Below are 23,940 nucleotides of genomic sequence, written 5' to 3'. Positions count from 1 at the left end.
CACTAAAACAGCACCGGGCGATAGCCCCGCCGCAAGAAACCCAACCGCGATTGGCGTTGATGCTGTAGCACATATGTACATAGGAATGCCGATTAGCGCCATCACTAGCATGGCGACCACGCCATCACCCCATTGCGTTAAAAAGTCGGTGGGTACCCACGTTTTAATTGCCGCGGCAAGTGCTAATCCAATTAATAACCATATCACAATGTCTTCAAGTAACTTGCCACTGGCATATGAAAGCACGCTTGTGATTTTCGAAGGCGAAGACTCGTGTTTGGGCTTGTCTGTGCTTTCGTGGTTATGAGCATGTGTTTTTTCGCTTGCACAACAGGACGTGCTGGCCTGTATTTGCGGCTCTGATTTAGGTGCTTGCTTTGAACCACAGCACGATGACTGCGTCACGTCAGATTGTCGTTGTTGAGCCTCTTCTGCTTCTGCGAAAAAACGCACCATCAATCCAGCATAAATAGCGCTTGTAATGGCCGCGATGGGTCTAACAATGGCATACAACGGTCCAAGCAATGCGTAGGACACAGAAACACTGTCTACGCCAGTCTCGGGCGTAGACACTAAAAACGAGATAGTGGAAGATTTAGATGCACCGCTACGCCTAAGCCCAAGTGCCGCTGGGATAACGCCACAAGAGCACAGAGGTAAAGGCGCACCAATAACCGCGGCCTTTGTAATTGAGCCAAACGATGAGCTGCCCATGTGCTTTTCCAAAAACGAAACGGGTACCAATTCGTGCATGATACCCGCCACCAGCAAACCGAGAAGTAACCAAGGCGCGGATTCAACGAAAAGTGCTAGGAAATTTTGTCCAAGTAAAATGATATCTGACACAAAGCCTCACAGGTTATTTTGTTGAAAGGTCACGTTGAAGAACGCGGCTTTTAACAACAAAAATAACGGTGTTTTAGAACGGTAAGTATAATAACAGATATGCTGTATGACAGAAAATCAGCAAAACTGATTAACCTGATTTATGCGAGTGCGTTTTGCTTTTAAAGGAAAGAAAAATGGCCAGCACAAATGCACTGGCCGAATGTTGACTGTCTCGAAAGTGTGATTTTAAACCACGAGGTCAACCATGAAAGTTTTTGTCGCTAGGGTCTGTTGGCTTGCTCTTTTTTAAGCTTCGATTCCTTTTTGAGTTTTGACACCACAGAAAAAGCTTCAAGCATAACAAGCACAGACACAATAAGTACTACTGCGTCTAAGAATACCAATAGATAGTTACCTTCAACGTAGTATTCTTTAAGTTTAATAAGCCCAGCAAAGAAGGCCATAATCAGTACAAACACCATTGGAATCAGCGTATATTTCGCTGGTCGACCTAATTTAATCAGCATAACCGAGATTACTAACAGGGTTAAACTGGCTAGTATCTGGTTAGTAGAACCGAATAACGGCCAAATAATCATACCGCCACTGCCTGACGCGCCACCTGCACCGAAGGCCAGCAATAAACAACATCCAACAGCTACGAGCGTTGCAACCACGCCGTTCTTAAGTGCACCAATTGAATAGATATCGCCCCATTCTTGGATTATGTAGCGCTGCAGACGCACACCCGAATCCATGGTGGTGCCAGCAAATAGAACAACCATTACCGCAAGGATCGTTGACGAGAAATCTACCGGCAACCCCCAACCCTGCTGAATTAGGTTTGCACCACCAGTGATAAATGCACCCACGCTACCCGCACCCAAATGGCTGTATACTTCGTGCCATTCTTCTGGAGAAGCTGCAAACGCAACGCCGCTCACAGCGACAATGGTAATAAGTGCCAGTGAACCTTCACCGACCGCGCCTAGGTAACCAACAAAGCGTGCATCGGTCTCTTTGTCTAGCTGCTTAGAGCTGGTACCTGAAGACACAATACCGTGGAAACCAGAAACAGCGCCACACGCAATAGTAACGAACAACAGCGGGATAAGACTTGGAGAATCGACAGCGGTTTGAGCGTTAAAAGCTGGCGCCGTGATATCCGGCATAGCAAAGAACACAGCACCATAAAGCAGGAACAAGCCAACAAGTAACTGCATACCGTTAATGAAATCACGAGGCTGTAACAGCATCCACACTGGTAACAGCGATGCAATAGCGGCGTAAATAAATAAGATAATGATCCAGTTTGCTTTATCTGCTAAACCAAACATGGTTTCCGGTAGACTTAGTGGGATATAACTGCCCGCATACACCGATGCGTAAAGCACAATAATCCCCACAATACACAAGGGTATGAGGCTGAAATTACGTTTAAGCAATTGACCTATGACTAATGCAACTGCGATTGCCATCCAAGCTGGGAATACCGCATTGGGTTGGGAGACAAAAGAGTTCGCGATAACCACGCCAAATACCGCATTAACCATTAAGAGTACTAGGAAGATCACTATCATAAATAGTGAACGAGAGCGTTTTCCGATGACGGTTTCAGACAGCGCGCCCATTGATTTGCCTTTGTGGCGTGCGCTAGCCCATAGAGCGCCCATATCGTGCACACCGGCAAACAATATCGTACCGAACACAACCCAAAGTACCGCAGGAACCCATCCCCAGTAGACAGCAATAGCTGGACCTACGATGGGTGCTGCCCCCGCCACGGAGGTGAAATGGTGCCCCCACAATACAACTTTATTGGTGGGAACATAGTCCACCCCATCTTTCATTGTATGGGCTGGTGTTACAAAACTATCATCCAACTTAAATATACGGCTCGCAATAAACTTCGAATATACGAACCAACCGAGCAACATTCCGATGATGCCCAGTATAACAATGGCAATAGACTGCATACTGTCGTCCTAATTTGTTTTATCGACAGGCCCTAGGGCCTATTGTTCTTTGGTGTACGAATTTTGGTTTAAACGTACAACAAAGGTCAGCAGCCCCTAGCCTGTTGATTTTCTTATTTTCAGTTCAAACATTACACCAATTATCGGTGGCGAAAGGTCATACCTGAATAAGAAAACACCTATTTAAGGTATGCCCAACGTACTGTTGCGCATATTTAAACATGCGACAAGGCAAGGGCCTGACACATTAGACTAAAGTCTAACTCAAAGTTTGGGATTTAGCTGTAAGGCTTTTGAGGTTTATTAGCGATGATTAAGCGGTGAAACAGGAAAGCGTAAAACAGACATTATTTGCCTGCTGTTCTCCACATTAGTAAAGGTCGCGGTGATAACGTCCTTCGTCAGCTAACGCATTGTAGGCTTGCGCTTCAAGTATGGACTGCAAAGCCATGTCAACGCCTTGGCCCATTCCCTCAAAATGCCCACATACGTATACTTGTCCGGTATCGCCTAAGAAGGATTTAACCTCATCTCGCTGCTCAACAAGACGCTGTTGAACATAACCACCACCTTTCTGTCGGGAGAAAATAACTGACTTTTTAAAAATACAGTCACTATTCTGGAAAGGCGATAGCGTTTTATCAAGCACATCATCTTGCATGGGATGACGTTCGCCAAAAAATATCCAAACTGGCCCAGCGTTCTCAAGCAATGCGCGTTTTGCAAGCTGAGCTCGTACCCCCGCAATGCCGCTACCCGCAGCAATTAATAACAATGGGCACTGAGTATTAGTAATAATTGCGCTGGTATTTTTTCGAATGTAGGCCTGTACTGGCTGAGATACAGGTAAAGAACGGGTAAGTAATCCAGAACCTAGCCCAAGTTGGCCGTTGTCTTTAACCAGCTGTCGAACTACAAGCTTTACGTCGTGTTCTTGTGGTACCGACGCAATGGTGTAGCTTCGGCTTACAATCGGTGACTGCCCTTGCTGAGGAATAAGGACTTCCAACACGTCTCCCGCTTCCCATTGTTCATGTAATTTTTGTGTATGATTAGAATGGTCAACGTTCAAGGACAAGCCGAACAGGCCTGGCGACGCTGAGTTCGAAGGTTTGCTCTCAGACTGGTCAGAGGGTTCGTTTGAAGTCTCGCCAGAAGCTAGACTTATTTCATTTAATTGAACCCGGTTTTTCAGTGTGAAAGCATGGGTGGGGTGCAGTTCATCCTGTGGCAACGAACCAAGCAAAGACAAATGCTCACCTTTCCCTGAATCTAATGTCGTTAGCGGAGAAAGTGCACGTGCGCCTAGTGCACTGATATTATCAAACAACGTGACTGCGAATTGGCAAAACGCGGCGTACTGCTTATCGCCTAATCCCACCACTTCAAAAGACAGATGGGAAAGGTAATCAGATTGATTCGACGACGCTTTTTTTAGCGCTTTACTAAAGGTTCTACCCGCATCAGGGGGCTCGCCTTCACCGTAGGTACTGACAACAAAAATGACTTTCGACACACTACTTAACGTGTTGAGTTTCAAAGATGCCATGGACACTACCGACGTTTGCTCTTGCTGTGATAGCGCCGCGGCCTTTGCGCGTGCAATTTTTTCGGCCGTACCGGTTTGGCTTGCGTATACGACAAGGGTCTCCTCGCCTGATACTGCATAGTTGTATTGCTTTCGATGTTTAAAAAATAACACCGCTACCCACAGCATATACATGCCAATGCTTACTATTGCTATGAGTAGACGGTGTGTTTCTGTCATGTGCTTAACTTTTATGCCGTTGTATTGAAATAGCTAGAAACTTAAGAGGCTGTTGCTCTGTGAGTATTTAAAGAACGTTTACAGCCCCTAGCTGCGCAATAACGTGCGGTTATTACAGCGGAAGTACTTCAAATGTGCCTGAGTAGCTACCGTTACGAGACGTTGCAGGCTTTTGCGCTTTATCGTCTTCATAGCCAATTTCTACAAAGTACATACCGGCTTGCGGCCATGTAATTTCAATCTGACCATTTTTGTCAGACGTGACTTTAATCGTTTCCTGATCATTTCTGTAGCGCATACCACCGCGCACAACTTCCACCTCGGCGCCAACCGCAGGCTCACCGTCAATAAGTAACTTGAACGTTGCCGTTTCGGTGGCAAATAAATCATTAGGGTGAGTCACTGGCACTAGCTCCAAACCCACGTTATCAGGCGTGAACACCTTATCCGATGGCGCACCAAGAGTAACAAACGTTTCTACGCGGCGAGAGCTTTGCATTACGCGAAGATCTTTTGCTTTCTTAGGCACGGCTGTTGCGAACTCTTCCGGCTTATATTCTTCACCACGGCCCGGCCACATCTTGCGCTTGCCTTCTTCATCTCGCCAAAATGCGCGAATACCATTGCTGGCAGACGTCAGTTTGTATGTACCTTCTTTGTTTAATTTCAAATCAAAGGTGGTTCGGTACTTACCGCGTGCCATATTTTCTACGTCTACGGCTTCACCTTCTGGCGATTGAACCACTAAGTTACTGGCGTTCATTGCGAAGTGGTCAGGGTGAAAAATAGTATTTGAAATAGCAGCATCAAACGTCACGTAAGCTTCTTCACCTGATAGTACGGTAGAGCTAGGAAGTAACCACGCGCGATGCGCACTGGCTGAAAATGACACGGCAAGTGTTGCTGCTAGCGCAATGGCTGAAGCTTTTACTGATAGTTTTTTCATAATGTCCTCTTATTGGATCTCTACTGAGTGAGCGTTGAATTAGCGCCTCAGCAGATTAGTCTTCCAGACGCAGTACTACACGCCCAAGTTCTGAATTTCCTTTCACCTCTACCGGTAGTGACGCAGCAGATAGCGGTAATGAAAATGGCAGAGACAGTACTTCTCTTCCGCCTACTTCTCGTGATGCCTCAACGCGAAGCGTGTAATCGCCCTCTGGCAGTTCTGCTAACGCTTTATTTAGCTGCGAATCAAGACTGTAATCGCCTGGGCCTTTTGTTGCACTGGTAAGTCCGTCATAAGGCAAATCAAGGCTTCGCCCACCACGACGCCACCATTGGCGCAAGTCTTTAAGCCACTCTTTCCCTTTGTCTTCACGCATTTCAACGTCGTACCATACGGCGACTTGAGTAGCCTTGCGTTTACTGTCTTCAATCCACACGGCAAGATAAGGTTTGTGATATTCAGCCACATCAAGTTGCGGTAAGGCCACGTCAAGTTTGGCTTGGCTTGCAGCGTGAATAGCGCCAGAGGCAAATGTCATACTTAATAAAGTCGATGCGATAACTGCGCCTTTTCGCATTTTCATGTAAACACTCCTTAAAATTGTGTAGGTAAGTGCCACTAGCGTCGCGCTAGTGCACAAACAGTAAAATAATGACAAACGGGATGAGCACACCGAGCGTAGTAATGGGCCAAGTAGACGCGCGTGTTTTCGAGTGACGCATTAATAGTTGCAGCCCAGTTACGCTAAAAATAATGCAGGCAACAGCGAAGATATCGATAAACCAGCGCCAGGCATTTCCCGTGTTCCGCCCTTTATGCAGGTCATTGAAATAAGATATCCATCCTCTATCAACGTTTTCATAAGTTACTGTGCCAAGTTCAGCATCTACTGCTATCCAACTGTCAGCACCGGGTCCAGGCCAAGCGGCATAAAATTCAATACCATCCCACTCTCCCGTCACCGATGAAGGTAGTGAAATACCCTCTTGCGACTGCATAAACGCGACGAGTTCGCTTGGAATGGCTATGTCACCGGTGTCCAGAGAAACCAATTGTTCGACAACCAACGGTGGTAGGCTTGATTCAGCTGACGTTACAGTTCTGTTCGCTGGAATGTCTGCAGCGTGATTTAGCGTAATCCCCGTTAGGGCAAATAACATCATCCCGACCAGACAGACTGCGCCACTAATCCAGTGCCATTGGCGGATGCCGCCTAAAGAAAAACTCATAATTTCGTTGCTAACTCTCTGTACTACTCGGTGATATTGATTAATTCAACGGACTAGATAATACAGATATTTCCACCCTTTTCAATGTAAATGAGATTTATTCTCATTATTGTATTTTTTGCTCAACAACCTTTAAGTATTGCTTCACTTTTCGCGTAAACGAGGCCCCCAAAAAGCGACAAGCAATAGGTAATTACACACCACGGTGTAAAGGGTAGGTAAATAGGTAAACGTTGCTGAAACCATCACGCTTGCAAGCTGTAAAAGCCCTATCCATACCACCACACCAATTTCGGTCTTCCACACGTCTATGCAGTTCATGAGGCTTATTGCCATAAGCAAATACGCCAAACTATGAAGCACAATTAAAAGTAGTGGTGAAGGTGTACTGGTTAGTCGAGTGATACCGGCATGCTTCTTGTTGCCAAGCGAGAGTAGTAAGAAACTCAAATAAGTAAGCACAAATGCGAACACCACATCCAGAATGACACTCATATTAATGCCTCGCTGTTGTCACCTTGCGGCTTATCTTGGCGAGCTGTGTCTTTTCGCTTAGGTGACGGTGTGCTTTTCACCCGTTTTGCTTTCACGGCTTTGGCTTTTTTGACGTGGTAAGCAGCATAGCCGAGTACTGCCGCAAGTGTTATGCACATAAGGTCAAAACCCACTCTCAGGCTATCACCATTTGCAACCGCGAAATCTAAGCCTGTTGCTGAGGTGAGGTGGTCAAGCAAAGGCACAAGCGCAAACAACACTGCTGCAAAGCCAAGTTGAATTACCCACCCTTTTTTGTCTCGCCAAATAAACCCTGCAACCACACACACCAACCATATTGCGAAAAACACCTTAATTTCCCATAAGCTTCGAGACGTTAGATCAGCAGGAAGTAGTCTATTTACCCAAAAGTAGCCACCGGTCGCACACATTAATCCTGCAATGCTGCCTATATTACTGCCTCTGACCAATTCAAAACCAAACTCTCCAAGCTGCTGCTTTGCCCGTTTCACTACCCACAAAACAGAGCCCGTTCCCACCATAATGGTACCCAGAATACCGGCAAAAAATAGTAACCAGCGAGTAAGGGTATCGGCGAAGCGCGCTTGATGTAGCATATCCAAATAGTTATACGTCGCCTGGCTGGCGTTAGCGGCTACTGAGGCTGGGCGCTCGTTAATGACTTCGCCTTGTGCGTTAAATACCAGCGCACTACTTCCTCCACGCCCCGCACTTAACTGCGTTCTGTTGTTCCCACTTAGCGTAAACTGAGCGTTAGCTTTACCCGGGTGAGTAATAGATAGGCTTTCAACCGGCACCTGCCATGTGCGCTCAGCGTGAGCAATCATCGAAGAGATGGGTAAGGCCAATAAGGCATTAATGTCTGGTGAAGCTAGATTTTGCTGCTGCGCATTCTGGCGTACTTCTGTACCTTGAGGACGGTGCCGCACGCGCTCCTCGCTGTTAAAAGGCAATAGCGTGGCGCCTAATAGAATCAAACCAGAAAAGGTGATCATGATATGAAATGGTAGTGCTAATACCGCACTTATGGCGTGCCCATCTATCCAGCTCAGCAGCTTCTTCTTTGGCCTGAACATAAAGAAATCGGCAAAGATTTTTCTGTGCATGATGACGCCGCTGATAATAGCAACAAACATCATCATACTGACTACGCCTACTATCCAGCGTCCAATGGTTCTGTCGATACCGTATAACTCGAAATGAAAACGATAAAGGAAGTTGCCACCGGCCGTTTCCCTTACTTTTATCTCTTCACCCGTGGACGGGTTCAACATGACCCGTGGACCTCGACGACGCTCGTTACCTGCATTAGCGTCGCGCCACGACAAGTCGAGTGTATTCGAGCGCGCATCTGGTAGTGAGAGTTGCCATTCACTTGTATTGGGCGCATTGATCGCAAGATAGCGTAAACCGTGCTCTAGCGCCTTTTCGCTGGGTACTGCGGCGTGTTGTTCTGGCTGCATCCAATAGGTTATTTCGGTTCTAAAAAACGACAGCGTACCGGTGAAAAAAATAGCAAAGAGTAACCAACCAACAAGTACCGAGCTCCAAGTATGAAGCCACGTCATAGACTTTCTGACATTCCCTTTCATGTTAAAGCCCTGTACTGATTGAATAAAGACATAAGGCTAACGCACAGAGCGCTGTCATTATGATGGACGCCTTTTTCGTCGTATCAAAGATGAACGTAAAAAGGATGAAGGTGCAGTAAACACAAAAGAACAGCATTCTTACCAGCACTTCGTGCTCTCGTCCGTCAGCCCCTATAAAATTGGCGATAGCACTGCTTAGCCACGCTGAAAAAGCGTAGCCCAGTGCCACAGCAATCAGCGTTCTAAGTGCGACATCCAATCGTCCACGATTTATGGCGACGCGGTTTACCGTTTGGCTTTTCATATTGTGTTCTTCACTAGGTTTTCTAGTGACTGGATGTTGCCAAGTAAATCAGAACGGGATGGGTACGATTTATAGACTTGTCGTAAAAGCGTAAGTGCATCTTGGTACTGACGCTGATCTATGGCAATTTGCGCACGCCCGAGCATGGCGCGCTGTTTAACGTCGGCGAGTGACTCAGCTCGCAGATAGGTCATTTTGGCACGTTCGACGTTGTTCTGTTGACGATAAAGTGAAGCAAGAGACAACAGCGCCTCTCCATTGTCAGGGGCGTCAGCAATAGCTTTGGTTAAAAGGGAAATTGCCGTTTTGCTTTGCCCTTTGCCCATAGCCAACTGAGCTTTAAGTACATTAAGCGTAGCTGCTTGAGTGGTCGTGAGCTTTTTCACATTGTTGTCGGCAGCTTGCGTTAATTTACCTAAATCAGACCACTGCTCATTAGCCGCTAAGTAAGCCGCTATTTTGGAGTAAGCGTCGAAGCCTTCCCCATCTTTGTCGGTAATGAAAGTCTTCGCATGGGTAGCCAGTATGTCTGCTGCGCGCCGCGGACTGCCGTCAGAAACGTGCAATTTGGCCACTGAAATCAAGTTCGACAGCGAGCTGTCACCCAAAGAAAGGGCAGTCTCTAAGCTGCTCAGCGCCTTTACCATGTCACCCTGCTTTAACGCTATTTGTCCCCGTTGGAGCCAAAGCTGCTGATTACTTTCATCATCTACCAACATTTCGCTTAGCAAGCTTTCCGCCTGTGCAAGTGCATTACTTTCAATAAGCGCGAACAATAAACCTTGATACCATTGCTTGTTTTCAGGTTCGAGCATCAACGCATTTTGATAAGCACCAATAGCGGTGACAGGTTTGCCAAGCTGAACATTGGTATAGGCTAGCTGCCCGAAAAGTTGGGCATCTTGAATACCTAGCTCTACGCTTTTAGTTAAATGAGTGCGTGCTTTGGCCAATTTATCTGTCATTAAATACGCCATGCTCAAACTTCTGTGCGCCGATGGAAGGTTTGGCATAGCATCGATAACGTCTAACAGCACTTTTTCGGCAAGTGAGTAGTTTTTCTCATTCAATAGCACTTGTCCGTAAAGCTCGCGCAAGCGTGGACTAAATTGAGAAATATCCTGGGTTGCAAATGCGCTGGCAACGTTTGAATAATTGCCTGCTTGCAAGTCGGCCTGAATGCGCCCGATAAACTCACCTTCTTCACGGGATATACGTTCACGATGATCATCTCTATGATGCTGACGCATGACAAACTGCCAATCGGGCTCTTCCAATTCCACCGTTATTTTCGCACTTACTGGCTTAACAAAAGCCAGCGCGCTCACTACACAGCTGAGGACAGTTACGGCTGTAATCTTGTTTAACATTGTCTCAATCAACCTCTAAATTCTTTAGCTTCTATTTCGCTTTATTGCGCTAAACCAGGCCTTTAATAGGCTTCTATTAGGCCTCTATAACTACGGGCCAAATAAAACGCGCCTTCACCGCTTCATCCTCTTTGTAGGGCGATGTAAATTTGCTGGCTTTAACAAAACGCATTATTTCTTTATTGAGCTCGTGATGCGGGTTCTCGACAATATCCATCAGCTTTACGTTGCCGTGTTCGTCAATAATGACGTCGAGCTTTACAATCACCCGCTTGATACCTTGCTTTTTAAGTCGCTTGGGGAAACGTATTTTGACCGGAGTCAGCAAGGTAGGCTTTGAATCCAGTTCGCTTAGCCCAAAGGCGTCCAATTCAATATCAGGCATATCCCATTGGGTTTGGGTCACTTTGACATTTGGCATGTCGGGCTTTGGCACTTGAATATCTGGCTCAACACTTAAATCCGCCATGGTCATGGCTGCGCCACTGCCCTCTACCTGCATAACAAGTTCAGTCTCTTCCACTACATTTTGCGTTTTAGGGGGCGGCGGCGGTGGAGGTGTTACCGCAATGTCTAACTTGCGCACAACCATAGTGTCGGGCTGCAGATTAGACAAAAAGTGCCCTAGCCACATAACGCCAAGCGCACTAACGAGCACCGCACCGCTAAGTAGAGAAGGTTGAAGATTGTATTTCATTGAATTTTGCCTCGTTCGCTATGGCTTCAAAGTGGCGATGTTTACCGTGTCGGCACCCGCCAGTTTGGCTTCATCTATGACTTCTACCAGTAATTCAGAGCGAACGGCTTTATCTACCTGAATGACTACTGGGCGTTGTTCTTTCATCAACAATTGCTCAACGGTAGAGCGCACACCGCTCACACCGATATTGGCACTGTCATACACCACTTCACCGGTTCGGGTAATTGCCAGCATAATGGCCATTTGATCGAGCTTTTGTGCTGATATTGCCTGTGGTTTATCTACCTCTACCCCAGTCTCTTTTACAAACACTGTTGAAACGATAAAGAAAATTAAAAGTATAAAAACCACGTCTAGTAGCGGAGACATATCAATGCCTTGCGCTTGCTGGTTTTCAAGGCGTCGCTGTAATCGACTTGCCATGTTTACGCCTCCCTTGCTTCGGCGCGCTTTACCGCACCATTAACAAACATCAACAAAAGCCAGCCAGGAATAGCCAAGGTTAAGCCAAGCTGAGTGGTAAAAAGTGCATCGGCAATGCCACCAGTGACGACTTGACTATCGACACCTAACGACATCATTCCGGTGAAACTCACTTGTAGGCCTGCAATTGTTCCTAGCAGGCCCATCAAGGGAAGAGCACTAACCAGCACGGCAGGTACCATTTCTCGCTTTGTTAGCTCTTTCTCTCCATCACGCACTTGGGCTATCTCTTTGCGTGTAGTAAACAACACAAAGATTTGCTGGTAAGCAAACCATGCCACCAGCAGCATTAACCAACACAATGCATTTCCCGCTAGCTGTTCAATCATTAGCTTGCGCTCGCTTGCTTTTGACCATCACTCTTTTGGTCGCTTTTCTCAGCAACGTCAGGCTCGTCATTGCTAAGTACAAGCGCGAAACTTTCGAGCTCTTCGTAGTAATGTCGCGCTTTGCGAGAGAGTACGGCATTTAGAATTAATGCCGGTATGGCCACAACTAAGCCTAACTCTGTCGTAACCAAGGCTTTAGCGATCCCGCCAGAAATAACTTCGGGGTCGCTTGAGCCAAATGCCGTCATCATTCTAAAGGTTTCAATCATGCCGCTTACCGTACCTAGAAGACCTAGCAAGGGTGCAACGGCAGCGGTTACAGCAATGGTGCCGTTGTATTTTTCTAGCTTGATTTTGTCTTGCTGGAGTGCAGAAAACAGTTCGTCGTCGCGTTCAGTTGGCGTGCTTGCACGCTTAGTTATGTCATACAGCTCGCGCTGCATGCCATCAAAGAAGCCCACACCTGAACTGCCCACCATGTTCACCAGAGCTTTGCCTGATGCTACTTGCTTAACCTTCGGTAAGCGCCATAGCTGAATAACTTTAAACAGTGCGATAAGTGTAGCGAGAAGGGCAAACAAAACGATAGGGATCACCCACACTCCGCCTTTCACAACATGTTCAATTACCCCTTCTGACGCTTGCTCGCGTGTAGCTGCGCGGCCAAGGGTAGGATCAATTTTGATGCTGCCATTGCCGCTGCTTGCCAAGCTTGCAAGGCTTTCGGTATCCGTATCTGAAAAAGTGGACGTAGAGGTAAACAGGTCTTGCTTACGCTCTGCCGTACCCGCAACGTTTTGTGCTTGCGCCAGATACCACGTCACCGGGCCAAGAGTAAGCACTTTTGCTTGGGTCACTTCGCCATTCGCCAGTACAACCTTTCCTGCACTGAAATTAGGGGTTTGTTGATTGGCAAACTTTTTCGCTTTTTCACCCACTTTCTGGACTTTGTCAGACAAGCTCATTTCGCTTAATGACAGACTGTCTACACCAGTTTGAAGCAGGAAACGGCTCAACAAATTTTGTTGGAACTCTTGTTGCTCGCTCCAGCTCGATAGGCGATTTTCTAACTGTGAAAGACTAAGGGTTCTTTCGTCCATTTTACGGCGGGCTACCGTGGTTTCATTGCGCAGTTTCATTACCTGCTGTTCAAGCGCACGCAATTCATTAGCCAGCGCTACCCGCTCTTTACTAATTTTGCTTTCTGTGCGTTCCAGACGCGCTTTCGCGTCTTTAATATTGGCCAGCATGCTATCTTCAGGCGCTGCCACTGCCGGTACACAAACCACAGCAGCGCACAAAGCAACACATGCTGCAATGAGAGAGGACTTCAACATTGGATTAAATGCTGTGAGAACGTGAGAAAAGCATTTCATTCGCCTTCTCCTTTAGCCAGTGTAAGTGGTAAAGAAACAAAGTCAGGTTCATGCTTTTTCTCAAAAATAGCGACGGCAAGCGCTACCGATTCGCTATCGACATTGTCACTGAATTGCCACTGCCACTCGCCATTTTTAACGCGACCGGCCCCCTGATATTGACCATCGGCGTTGGTAAACCACGCATAGCTGCTGCCAACAAAGAACTGCTTAACTAATACATCTTTGTCATCGGGAGCACGCATTACGGTTTCGTTTACCAAAAGTTTGCTATTGAATTGCGCAAGGGATGAAAGTTTTGCAAGGGTGACCTGAAGCTTATTTGACGTGTCGGCGTCAGCCGCTAATTCGGCTTGCTCTTTATCCCACGTCTGGCGAATAATTTCAGGCAGCGACGAGTAAAGGCTGTCTACTTGCCCTATTACTCCAGTCAATGCACGCTCTACCCCACCCTGTTGTGCTTCAAGCTCGCTTTGCTCAGAAAGCAGTGCTTCTCGCTGGGCTTCTACGTCGGTGGTTGCAGCCTTACTTTCGTCAATCATACTCTGCAGCTGAGTACGTTCAGCTTTAAGCAGTTGAATACGCTGACGCAATGCAGGCTCTGATTCACGCCACTCGTTTTCTAGCTTTTGCGTCTGGCGCTCAATGCTAATCCACTTTTCAGTGAGCCCGTCGATATCGCTGGCTTTTGTTGCTGCCATCACAATACCTGATGAGGCCACGGCAAGTGATACCAGTACAAAAGAAAGCGCTGCACTTCTCTTAACTTTCATTCAAATCCCTTACATCTCTTGGCTGAATTAATGAGATTGCCGGCACGTCGATATCGCTATCGAGGCCGGCATTTTTAATGTCTTGTTACTGCTTGCTAAGTATTAGAACTGGTAAGTAGCAGACAACAAGAAGCTTCTTTCTGGTTCATTGAAAGTATTCGCCCCTGCGTTAGATGCTTGTGTACCTTCACGCTTAACGCTTTCGTTAAACAAGTTCTTAACCGACACGTTGAAGCTTAAGTTTTCGTCGAACGCGTAAATGGCGTTAATGTTGGTGATGGTATAGGCTTCGCGATCATCAGCTTCGATAACGGCGCCCGAATTAACGCTGGCCGTAGGGCTTTCTGTCTCACCGTAGTGTTGAGCGCTAAGCACAAGCTCAAGTGCATCGGTGGCTTGCCAGCTTATTAGCGAGTTCACTGTGTAGTCAGGAACGATAGATAATGGCTGGCCAGTAGATTTATCCTCTGACTCAAGCATCACGGTAAAGTTGGTCGACCACTCAATAGTGCTGGTTACAGGGAACAACAAGTTACCTTCAAGGCCAGAAATAACCGCTTCAGGAACGTTAAACCACTGGAATACCTGAACGTTTGCCTCGCCACCTTCTTCGCCAGGTAACACATACTCTGGCGGTACATTACCGGTGCCAATTTTGTCTTTATAGTCGTTGTGGAAGTAAGTAATACCCGCGTTCAAACCCTCTTCGTTGGTGTAGTTAACACCAATTTCTTTGTTTACTGAGGTTTCGTGCTCTAGGTCAGGGTTCCCTAGAATGTGACACCCGCCACCTAGGTTAGAGAAGTCAACTGGGCAACCATTACCTCGTGTGTAGTACACGTAGTTAGGGTTTAATTGATAGAGATTTGGTGCTTTAAAAGCACGGCTAATACCACCTTGAACCACAATATTAGGCGATGCCTGCCATGATGCATTCAAGCTCGGGCTAAGGTTTGTACCCGCTTTGCTGTGATCATCAAAACGTAGTCCAGGCGTAAGCGTGATTGAATCCGTTAGCATGATGTTGTCTTCAACATACACACCTACAAGCGTGGCGTCGGTTTCAGATGGACGATTTTCTGGGTCAGTCTCTACACCAGGAATAGTACCGTCATCAACCACGTTCAGAGAAAGCTGATTGCTAACTGAATCGTCTAGGGTCTCTTTGCGGTATTCCGCACCAAACGTTGCGGTTTGATTGAAGCCGCCTAACGTTAAAGGCACATTCCACTCGGTCTTTGCCGTAATGTTCTCTAATTTGATGGTGGTCATCTCAAGGCTATTAATGCGACCTTCACCACCACCTGCAGAGCCTTCACCTAAACGGCTGTTAGACGTGCTTTCGTATTGGATATAGCTAAATGAATCGCCGAAGTCATACTCACCATTGTGTGTTACACCGAACGTACGACGGTGCATTACTAGTGTTTCTTCACCAATTAAGCTCTGAGGATCGGTTTCTGCCAGGTCTTCAGGTTCAGGTATGATGACGTTGCCGTTTTCATCAACGGGGTAGCTTACGCCTTGAAATGCATTGTCACCGGCATAGCGGTTGCCTTGGCGGCTATAGGCTGCTTCAAAGTCCCAGCGATTAATATCATCTTGGTCGAAGCGAACAAGAGTACGCACGTCGATATTTTCAACACCTTCACGTCCTGCACCTACCGCTTTTGCTGTACCGCCGCGGCCAGTTGTTACGTCTGTTGCGTCTAAATTTACGCGCGGGTCGTCAGCGTCCTGTTCGTTGTAGTTAACAATAGTGCGGTGAGAGAAGCGCTCAGATAAAGGCGCACTTGTTACTAGGTTAAAACGACGGTTGTCGCCTTCGTATTTATTTGAAGAAAGCTCGGTCTGAGCGGTGATAGAGGTAGAAGCTTCATCAGGAGACTTAGTGATAATATTGATAACACCACCTGATGCGCCAGAGCCATAGCGAGCTGCTGCTGGACCACGAATAACTTCAATGCTCTCAATCGCTTCAGCTGGAACCCAGTTGCTGTCGCCCTGTGTGTTTCGCTCGCCTGAACGGCCCATTTTTACAGAGTTACGCGACAACACTGGCTTGCCGTCAATTAAAATAAGCGTATTTTCTGGACCCATTCCGCGAATGTCGATTTGACGTTTGTTGCCATACTGTCCTGAGCTTGAGTTACCTGTAAGGTTGATACCCGGCATGGTTCTTACAATTTCAGCGATATCATTAGTGACAGGACGACGTTTGAAATCTTCTTCCGTAATGATAGACACGCCTTGGGCTTGCTTCAGCTCTTCAGACGCAGATTGCACAACGGTTGTGTCGAGCGTTTCTATCTCTTCGCTTTGCGCCAGTACACCCGCTGACAACATGGGAAACAGGGTTCCTAACAAAATAATGCGCTTACCATTTACAGGCATTTGATAATCCTTAATGTGTTGAGTGTTGGCCAGCCAGTGGCTCGCCATTTCAAAATGTTGTGTCTTGTTACGCGCGGCTTAACTTCATAAATGGCTCTAACGCCAAACATGAGCAAAGCACTAACTATTTGAGTTAGGGCAATTGGTGTGATTATTGTTATTCCAAGAAAGAATGCCCAAAAGTGAGACTATCCGTAGAAACTTGCATCCCCTGTCTGTCATAGGGAATTTTCATCGCTTTATTTCTCTTCTTATTTGCAAGAAGTGGCTAATCGTGCTCAAATCGCACTGCATCTTAATGACAATTATTATCATTTGCAATTTAATTAATATTGAAAGGCTTTTTACTTTCTTTACATAAAACTGACGAATATGCTTAAAACACCGCTAAATACAATTCCTAAAACCCTTGCAGCACTGTCTGATTACGAGAACCTGGCTCGGGAGCGACTAACTCCACAATCGTGGGCGTATATTGCCGGTGGCTCTGCAGATGAATTGTCGATGCGAAGAAATCGAGAAAAACTAGACGACCTGTGTCTACTTCCCCGCGCTATGAAAGATGTCAAACTGGGGGGAACTAAAACCACCTTGTTAGGGCAGCAGTTTGATCACCCTATAATTTCAGGGCCTGTTGCTTATCAAGTGCTAGCGCATCCCGATGGTGAGATTGCGACGGCGATGGCAACACAAGCTCAAGGCGGCTTATGGGTGATGAGCACACTAGCCAGTTGCTCCTTTGAAGATATATCTAATCAGGTGGAAAGCCCCCGCTGGTTTCAACTCTATGTTCAACCTACCCGTTCACAAACTCTAGAACTCATACAAAAAGCAGAGCACTTTCAGTTTTCAGCATTGGTAATCACCATCGATGCACCCATTAATGGCTTGCGCAATCGTGAGCAGAGAGCTGAATTTTCGCTCCCTCCAAATGTGCGCGCGGTCAATATAGATACGCCTCCTCCCTTAGTACACCCTGGAGAAGGCAAGAGCTTAGTATTTCAAGGGCTTATGGCACAGGCTCCTACATGGGACGATATTGCTTTTATCCAGCAACACACGTCATTGCCCATTGTGTTGAAAGGTATTCTTAATCCACTGGACGCTCAAAAAGCAGCGGAACTTGGCGTAGCGGGTATTGTAGTGTCGAATCACGGCGGCCGTGCTTTGGACAGCGTGCCTTCACCGGTAGAAATGCTTCCTATTATTCGCCAAACGGTTGGTGATGAAATGATGGTACTGGCCGACAGCGGTGTGCGCAGAGGCGCTGATGTGGTAAAGCTCATGGCACTGGGTGCTAACGCCGTGCTTATTGGTCGGCCTCTGATGTACGGATTAGCCACGGCGGGGGCATTAGGTGTTGCTCACACTATTCGATTGTTGAGAGACGAGCTTGAAATGACAATGGCGCTTTGCGGCGTAGGCTCCATAGAAGAAATAAATAAGCACTGTTTATGGCCCACAGATTAGATAATTTCTTAGAAAATTTCACCGCGCAAACACGCATTACTTGCAGGTCTTTAAGCTTAGGTTTCACTCCACTGTCTTAACAGATTGTGATACACACCCGAAAGCCTGACAATTTCAGCGTTATTAGGCGTCTCGGCGCTAAGTGCCTGAATACTCATATCTAAGTCGTACAGAATACGGCGTTGTTCAGCACTTCTTACTAAACTTTGCATCCAAAAAAAGGACGCGAGCCGACGGCCTTTTGTAACTGGCGTCACTCTATGTAAGCTGGTCGAGGGATACATCACCATATCGCCCGCAGCGAACTTCACACGTTGTTCTCCATAGGTATCTTGGATTACGAGTTCTCCCCCTTCATATTCTTCGGGCTCACTGAGAAAAACCGTCATTGAGATATCTGTACGAACCTTAACAGCGGTTCCTGCCACTCGCCTAATGGTATTGTCGATATGATCGCCAAACTCTCCTTCACTCTGATAGCAGTTGAACATGGGAGGGTATATTTTGTTTGGTAATCCTGCTGCAAGAATATGCTGCGACTGACCCATCAAGCTCAAAATGAAATCCCCTAGCTGGCGTGCCGTGGGAGAATCTTCAGGCAACTGCAGGTTTTTCTTGGCATGTAACGCTAAATGCCCCGCTGTTACAGCGCCATCAACCCAATCGGCTTTCTCAAGAAGCGACACCGCATCGGTGACTTCTTGTTTGGTAAGGAAGTTCTCAATTCTAACCAGCATGATGTTCCCATTGTGGCAAAGCGAGTAAAATATAAAAAACCAGCCAGAGGTCTGTTTACCTAAGGCTGGTTTTATAATAACGAATACTCAATTAGAAAGTATAGTTAGCAAAGACAGCTACACTTCGAGGGTTCCCTGGACGGAAGTGCCCTTTAGCGCTGTAATCTACCACGTACTCTTCATCTGTTAAGTTATCAACGTTTAACTGAAGCTTTAGATCCTCTGTCACTTGATAAGATGCCATTAGGAAAAGCGTAGTGTAAGAATCGACCGTGAAATAAGCCGTATTTCTGCGCCAGTAGGTTTCACCAGAGTTGTAATAGATACCACCGCCCACATTCAGTTTGTTATCCATTGCAGCATAGTTAACCCAAATGTTAGCCGTATCATCTGGCGACGCTTGTAGACCGTTACCGATAGAATCCGCTGTCGTGTCCTGGGTAACTTCAGTATCTAAACTCGCATAGTTCGCAGAGATTGATAGTGAGTCCGTTAGCATACCTGTAACGCTGACTTCATAGCCTTTAGACTCTTGCTCACCCGCTAGCGAATACACTGTGACACCGTCTTCAATATTTTGTGAATCGACCACGTCTTTCGTAGTTTCAAACACAGCACCGCTAACAAGTAGCTGGTCGTTAAAGAACTGCCATTTCACACCAAGTTCAGTGGTTACTGCATTTTCAGGCCTTACCGCATTTTGCGCGGCGTTGGTTGATAGCGCTAACGCTACGCCGGGCGGCTGCTTAGAATTACTGTGACTTAGGTAAATATTACCGTTCTCTGTAGGCATATAGCTCACCGCTGCACCGTAGCTAAAGTAGCTGTCTTGAGCGTCGAGCCCATCGAAATAACCGCTACGTCGACCACACGCAGAACCGGAGATATCAAAATCGTCATAACGCGCATTTATGTCTACTTGAAGGTGCTCACCGACTTTGATGGTATCTAGAAGATATAAGGCTACCGTGCTCGCATCACCCGAAGTGTCATTGCCGCTACGCGTTGTACCACCTGTTACAAACACGTTGTTTTGCAAGTCGAAAGGGTTAATGGTGGGAGCTTCCAACACATTGCCTTGCCCATCGACATAGGTGTAATTTGCTGTCACACCAAAACTGGTACGCTCTTCTTCTGCTACTTCTGCACCCAGCACAACTCGATGCTTCAAAGCCCCAGATTCAAGCGAAAGAATTGCGTCTAGTTGTGATACAAATAAATCAGTCTCTTCGTCCAATGCTTGCAAGCGCTCAGCATTCAATAGGTTAGCTTCTTCACCTGAATTCCACCACGGACGACCAATTACTGACTCTTTTTCGTTGCTACCAAAACGGGTTTGGCTACGAAGCGTTACCACGTCGTTTACTTTGTGATTGATAACTAAGGTGTACATTTGTGTCGACACTTCTTCGAAATCGCGGCCCGGCACACTGTAATATTCGTCCCATAAACCCGAATCTATCGGTCCTTCGGGCTGACCTGTAGCTTCTGCAGCCGCTGAAGTTAGGAAGGGAAGACCAAGCACCGGAACATTATCCTGCTCCATCACAAATACATCAAGGTTTATGTCTGTTGCTTCATTCACTTTATAAAGTAATGAGCCCGCCGCACCAGTGGTTTGGTATTCCTCAACGCCATTGTCAAAGAAGTCACCGCCATCGCTATATAACAGGTTTAAACGGCCGGCAACATTCTCAGAAAGCTTCTTATTGTAATCCAGTGTTACACGTGCGTTTTCGAAGGAGTCATAGCGACCTGACACTGCACCAAAATCCTCAAGTCGCGCACGTTTAGTTGCCAGGTTAACGCTACCACCACCGGTAGAGCGGCCGTCTAACGAGCCGCTTCCGCCCTTGATAACTTCTACAGCTTCGTAGTTGAAGGTATCGCGGCTGTAACCGGCTATATCGCGAATACCGTCTACATAGATATTTGAGCGTGCATCAAAACCACGAATGGTGACCTTGTCGCTGGCAGACACGACACCGCCACCACCTTCACCACCACCAAACGTTGATACGCCCGCAACGTTTCGAAGCGCATCGTTTAAGTTGGTAATCCCCTGATCTTCAAGAAGGCGTTCTGAAATCACGTTGATCGAACGAGGGGTATTCGCGATGGGTTGCGTTAGCTTTACTGAAGAGGTTTCGTCAACTTTATAACCCGCTTCTTCGGTAGCTTGAACCTTAGTGGTTTCTAACTCTTGAACTGCGGTATTCTCTTGTTGAGCGAGTGCGGTTCCAAATGGTATTGCTGCGGTGACTGTCAGCGCTAGTGCGCTTTTTTTTGTATTCATTTTCTTCATGAAAAAGAAGTCCCTTTAGTGCTTTTAAGTGTGTGATTAAATGCCTAAATGTACCGAGTTGAATTTTGGCACCGAGTAAAATACAGAGAGATTAAACTGAATGCAAATTATTATTATTTGCATATGCTTTTACAAATTTACACTAAACTGACAGTCAGAACTGATAAAACGCGGGTTGATTAAGAATAAGCACAAGCTTATATGGCTTTCTTTTTCATTGGCTAAAGGTGTTTTGTAACAGTATGGTTTTGTAGAATTGAGCTAGAGATTCTGTAAGAAAAATGCCCTTAGTTCATCATAAGTCATATAAGACTCTGGAGTTTCATGGGCAATGAGGTATTCCGCATGAGACAGCCCTTCCACAATCTCAAGTTGACTCGTACCGTTGAAATCGCGAATTTTTCTATGCAGACGGACTGCATCACTTAAAAATAGATCGCGTGTTCCTGCCACGATGAAAACAGGCGGAAACGAAGTAAAGTCACCATAAATAGGCGAAACACTAGGGTGTGATAAGTCGATAGTTCCAGCGTAAAGCGCTGCCGCAGATTGTAGTAGCCCTTCGTAGGTAACCAGCACACGATCAGCACCTTCATTAACTTGTCGACTATCCCCTGCCTGCGTTAAATCTACCCATGGTGTGCCTGTATAGATAGCGCAAGGAAGGCTAATACTCTCGGCGGCCAGTGACTGTACAAGCGCTAGAACCAGCCCGGCGCCTGCGGATGTCCCTCCAACGAGTATGCGACGACTGTCGACGCTATCTAAAAGCGCTAGGTATACAGCTTTTAAATCACAAAGCGCGGCAGGTGCTGGGGAATTTGGCGGCATAGCGTAATCTACACTCAATACGGTTATTCCTAACCGTGATGCAATCAATAAGCCTTCTTCAATACTCGGTAAGCCACCAAAAAATACATAGGCGCCCCCATGCACGTCTATATAAACATGGTTTTCAAAATGCGGTGACACCTCTTTCGGTGTGAGCTTACGAACTGTTACGCCGGCTATTTCCAGTAATTCCACACTGACATCTAATTGCTTGCGCATGTTCTTTATTTTTTTCTTTTGCTGCGCATTTCGTTGCTGCACGAGGTCCCGCCAACGTGCAGCATCTTGAGGTACCGTTGCCTTAACCTCTGCGATAGGTGTCGTCGGAAATTTTTCGATAGCATGCTTAAGAGCATCACTAACGGTCTGTGTTTTTGGTTCGTTAGGTTTTGACATTATTTTTGAAGTGTTAACGTTAATAAACAGCGAGTTGGTGCCAAGAATGTATGAATCCTACCAGCCTACACCGAATATGGAGTGCTTAGCGTAACGTATTCACTCGCCCGAAGCTTCAACATATAGTTTATACCAGTCCGCACAGATAATTACTCACTCAGCGAGAGTTAAAATGTTCGCGACCGCGGCGTGTTACCACAGGTATAGTGGTTCTACATCAAAGTGACGCAACAAAGTGTAATAAAATCTGTATTGAAGATCAGTCCTTACTTGGTTGTGCATCTGATATGATTGGAAATACTAGTCGAGCGCAGCGTGTTTTGAGGGCAGACAGGAAGAATTAAGCTGCATGTAGCCAATACACTCTAAGACATCTTGGTAGAATAATTAATAAGGATATATACAATGAAAAGAATACCCCTTCGTAAATGGGCAATGGCGGCAGGTTTCGCTATTTCGGCAACAGCCTTTGCAGGAAATGTAGAGCACGACCAGACCTCAGTTTGGAAAGTGTCGAAAGGCGATGATGCGGTTTATGTAGGTGGTACAATACATATTCTGCCAATCTCTGAATTTCCATTGCCTGCTACGTTCACTGAAACCTATGAAAAAAGTGACACTTTAGTTTTTGAAGTAAAAATGCCTGCCCCAACGGATATTGAAGGTCAGCAAAAAATGATGGCTGGGCTAGCTTACAAAGACGGTAAGTCGCTTAAAGATGATGTATCAGAAGAGACCTATCAGGCTCTCAATGTATATTTAGCCAACTTTGGCGCAACAGCCGATCAGTTAGCGCAATTTAAGCCAGGCATGGTTGCATCAATGCTGGTAGCTATGGAAGCACAACGCTCTCAGTTAGCTGGACAAGGTGTAGATGCCTACTTCATGCAGTTAGCTGCTCGCGACGGAAAAGCCAGTGAATATCTGGAATCGTTAGATTTTCAAATCAGTATGCTTGCCAATATGGGAGCCGGTGAAGAAGACCGCCTCATTTCTGAAACTTTGGAAACGCTACCAGAACTAAAAGACATGCTTAAAAGCACCATAAAAGCATGGAGAGAAGGGAATACTCAGAAAATCGATGAACTGGTGGTAGACACATTCAAACGTGAATCTCCCGCTTCGTACGACGATGTTTTTACTAAGCGCAACCAAAACTGGCTACCTCAAATCGAAGCCATGTTTGGCGATGATGACCAAGAATTTGTCTTAGTCGGTGCTGGCCACCTAGTTGGCGATGACAGTGTTATCGCCTTATTAAAAGCGAAAGGCTACAAAGTCGAGCAAATGTAACCCCCTTGTTGCTACCGACCTAAATATCAAAGCTAGGCATAGTCCTAGCTTTTTTATGCCTATTACAGAGGGAAATCGCAGGCATAAAAAAAGCGCACCTAAGTGCGCTTTTCTTGGCTTGTGTTGCTAAGTCTAGATTAGTCTAGGATCTTAGATACAACACCAGCACCTACTGTACGACCACCTTCACGGATTGCGAAGCGAAGACCTTCTTCCATCGCAATCGGAGCAATTAGCTCAACTTTGAATTTAAGGTTGTCACCAGGCATTACCATTTCTACGCCTTCTGGAAGCTCTACAGCACCAGTTACGTCAGTTGTA

General features: G+C 46.4%; 21 protein-coding genes and 1 pseudogene. 2 read left to right on the top strand and 20 right to left on the bottom strand.

Features of this window, described 5'->3' with window-relative positions:
- From BIZ39_RS15780 to BIZ39_RS15705, 16 genes are all read right to left on the bottom strand, one after another.
- Positions 1-846, bottom strand: an 846-nt coding sequence (locus tag BIZ39_RS15780) for an SO_0444 family Cu/Zn efflux transporter (protein ID WP_187447423.1), incomplete at its 3' end; no start/stop codon positions are given.
- Positions 847-1,109: 263 nt separating this feature from the next.
- Positions 1,110-2,804: a carbon starvation protein A gene (locus tag BIZ39_RS15775; protein ID WP_187447422.1), complete on the bottom strand. Its 1,695-nt coding sequence runs from the start codon at positions 2,802-2,804 to the stop codon at positions 1,110-1,112.
- Between the two features lie 370 nt (positions 2,805-3,174).
- Positions 3,175-4,572 (bottom strand): flavodoxin domain-containing protein, encoded by a 1,398-nt coding sequence (locus tag BIZ39_RS15770; protein ID WP_187447421.1) that lies wholly within the window; start codon positions 4,570-4,572, stop codon positions 3,175-3,177.
- Between the two features lie 112 nt (positions 4,573-4,684).
- Positions 4,685-5,518, bottom strand: coding sequence for a DUF4198 domain-containing protein (locus BIZ39_RS15765; RefSeq protein ID WP_061486698.1), 834 nt, complete (start codon positions 5,516-5,518; stop codon positions 4,685-4,687).
- Between the two features lie 55 nt (positions 5,519-5,573).
- Positions 5,574-6,104, bottom strand: a complete 531-nt coding sequence (locus BIZ39_RS15760; protein WP_014977604.1) for a DUF2271 domain-containing protein — start codon at positions 6,102-6,104, stop codon at positions 5,574-5,576.
- 46 nt (positions 6,105-6,150) lie between these two features.
- Positions 6,151-6,750: a PepSY-associated TM helix domain-containing protein gene (locus BIZ39_RS15755; protein ID WP_039227019.1), complete on the bottom strand. Its 600-nt coding sequence runs from the start codon at positions 6,748-6,750 to the stop codon at positions 6,151-6,153.
- A gap of 144 nt (positions 6,751-6,894) precedes the next feature.
- Positions 6,895-7,245, bottom strand: a complete 351-nt coding sequence (locus tag BIZ39_RS15750) for a DUF3325 domain-containing protein (protein ID WP_039234912.1) — start codon at positions 7,243-7,245, stop codon at positions 6,895-6,897.
- Positions 7,242-8,858 (bottom strand): PepSY-associated TM helix domain-containing protein, encoded by a 1,617-nt coding sequence (locus BIZ39_RS15745; RefSeq protein WP_262385786.1) that lies wholly within the window; start codon positions 8,856-8,858, stop codon positions 7,242-7,244. The genes BIZ39_RS15750 and BIZ39_RS15745 overlap by 4 nt, the downstream gene beginning before the upstream one ends.
- Before the next feature lies 1 nt (position 8,859).
- Positions 8,860-9,162 carry a hypothetical protein gene (locus BIZ39_RS15740; protein ID WP_187447420.1) on the bottom strand — a complete coding sequence of 101 codons (303 nt, stop codon included), beginning with the start codon at positions 9,160-9,162 and terminating at the stop codon, positions 8,860-8,862.
- Entirely contained in the window at positions 9,159-10,532 is a 1,374-nt protein-coding gene (locus BIZ39_RS15735; protein WP_187447419.1) for a tetratricopeptide repeat protein, read from the bottom strand. Before BIZ39_RS15735 ends, BIZ39_RS15740 begins: the two co-directional genes overlap by 4 nt.
- Before the next feature lie 76 nt (positions 10,533-10,608).
- Positions 10,609-11,229 (bottom strand): energy transducer TonB, encoded by a 621-nt coding sequence (locus BIZ39_RS15730; protein ID WP_014977608.1) that lies wholly within the window; start codon positions 11,227-11,229, stop codon positions 10,609-10,611.
- 18 nt (positions 11,230-11,247) lie between these two features.
- The gene (locus BIZ39_RS15725; protein ID WP_014951024.1) at positions 11,248-11,655 is read right to left on the bottom strand and encodes an ExbD/TolR family protein; all 408 of its coding nucleotides are present in this window, start codon (positions 11,653-11,655) and stop codon (positions 11,248-11,250) included.
- 2 nt (positions 11,656-11,657) lie between these two features.
- Positions 11,658-12,044 carry a MotA/TolQ/ExbB proton channel family protein gene (locus BIZ39_RS15720; protein ID WP_187447418.1) on the bottom strand — a complete coding sequence of 129 codons (387 nt, stop codon included), beginning with the start codon at positions 12,042-12,044 and terminating at the stop codon, positions 11,658-11,660.
- On the bottom strand, positions 12,044-13,420 hold the full coding sequence (locus tag BIZ39_RS15715; RefSeq protein ID WP_187447417.1) for a MotA/TolQ/ExbB proton channel family protein: 1,377 nt from the start codon (positions 13,418-13,420) through the stop codon (positions 12,044-12,046). The genes BIZ39_RS15720 and BIZ39_RS15715 overlap by 1 nt, the downstream gene beginning before the upstream one ends.
- Positions 13,417-14,193: a DUF3450 family protein gene (locus tag BIZ39_RS15710; protein WP_039234921.1), complete on the bottom strand. Its 777-nt coding sequence runs from the start codon at positions 14,191-14,193 to the stop codon at positions 13,417-13,419. Before BIZ39_RS15710 ends, BIZ39_RS15715 begins: the two co-directional genes overlap by 4 nt.
- A gap of 102 nt (positions 14,194-14,295) precedes the next feature.
- Positions 14,296-16,587: a FepA family TonB-dependent siderophore receptor gene (locus BIZ39_RS15705; protein ID WP_014951028.1), complete on the bottom strand. Its 2,292-nt coding sequence runs from the start codon at positions 16,585-16,587 to the stop codon at positions 14,296-14,298.
- Positions 16,588-16,959: 372 nt separating this feature from the next.
- Between BIZ39_RS15705 and BIZ39_RS15700 the strand changes: the two genes are divergently transcribed.
- Positions 16,960-18,057 carry an alpha-hydroxy acid oxidase gene (locus BIZ39_RS15700; RefSeq protein WP_187447416.1) on the top strand — a complete coding sequence of 366 codons (1,098 nt, stop codon included), beginning with the start codon at positions 16,960-16,962 and terminating at the stop codon, positions 18,055-18,057.
- 56 nt (positions 18,058-18,113) lie between these two features.
- On the opposite strand, the gene BIZ39_RS15695 is transcribed toward BIZ39_RS15700, so the two are convergent.
- The 3 genes from BIZ39_RS15695 to BIZ39_RS15685 form a co-directional block, all read right to left on the bottom strand.
- A complete protein-coding gene (locus BIZ39_RS15695; RefSeq protein ID WP_014951030.1) occupies positions 18,114-18,794 on the bottom strand; it encodes a Fe2+-dependent dioxygenase in 681 nt (226 codons plus the stop codon).
- A gap of 91 nt (positions 18,795-18,885) precedes the next feature.
- Positions 18,886-21,099 (bottom strand): TonB-dependent receptor, encoded by a 2,214-nt coding sequence (locus BIZ39_RS15690; protein ID WP_187447415.1) that lies wholly within the window; start codon positions 21,097-21,099, stop codon positions 18,886-18,888.
- Positions 21,100-21,360: 261 nt separating this feature from the next.
- Positions 21,361-22,326, bottom strand: a complete 966-nt coding sequence (locus BIZ39_RS15685; RefSeq protein WP_187447414.1) for an alpha/beta hydrolase fold domain-containing protein — start codon at positions 22,324-22,326, stop codon at positions 21,361-21,363.
- 405 nt (positions 22,327-22,731) lie between these two features.
- Here BIZ39_RS15685 and BIZ39_RS15680 point away from each other — a divergent pair, with 405 nt between their 5' ends.
- Complete coding sequence (locus BIZ39_RS15680; protein ID WP_187447413.1) at positions 22,732-23,619, top strand: TraB/GumN family protein; 888 nt, start codon at positions 22,732-22,734, stop codon at positions 23,617-23,619.
- 137 nt (positions 23,620-23,756) lie between these two features.
- Here the strand turns inward: BIZ39_RS15680 and tuf are convergent.
- Positions 23,757-23,940: pseudogene (tuf, locus tag BIZ39_RS15675) on the bottom strand (elongation factor Tu); the annotation flags it as partial.

The organism is Alteromonas sp. BZK5 (genome assembly GCF_014349115.1).
In the GTDB taxonomy this organism is placed as follows: domain Bacteria; phylum Pseudomonadota; class Gammaproteobacteria; order Enterobacterales; family Alteromonadaceae; genus Alteromonas; species Alteromonas macleodii.
Note: the sequence above shows the minus strand (reverse complement) of the source record. Positions and strands in the feature narration are given on the sequence as shown.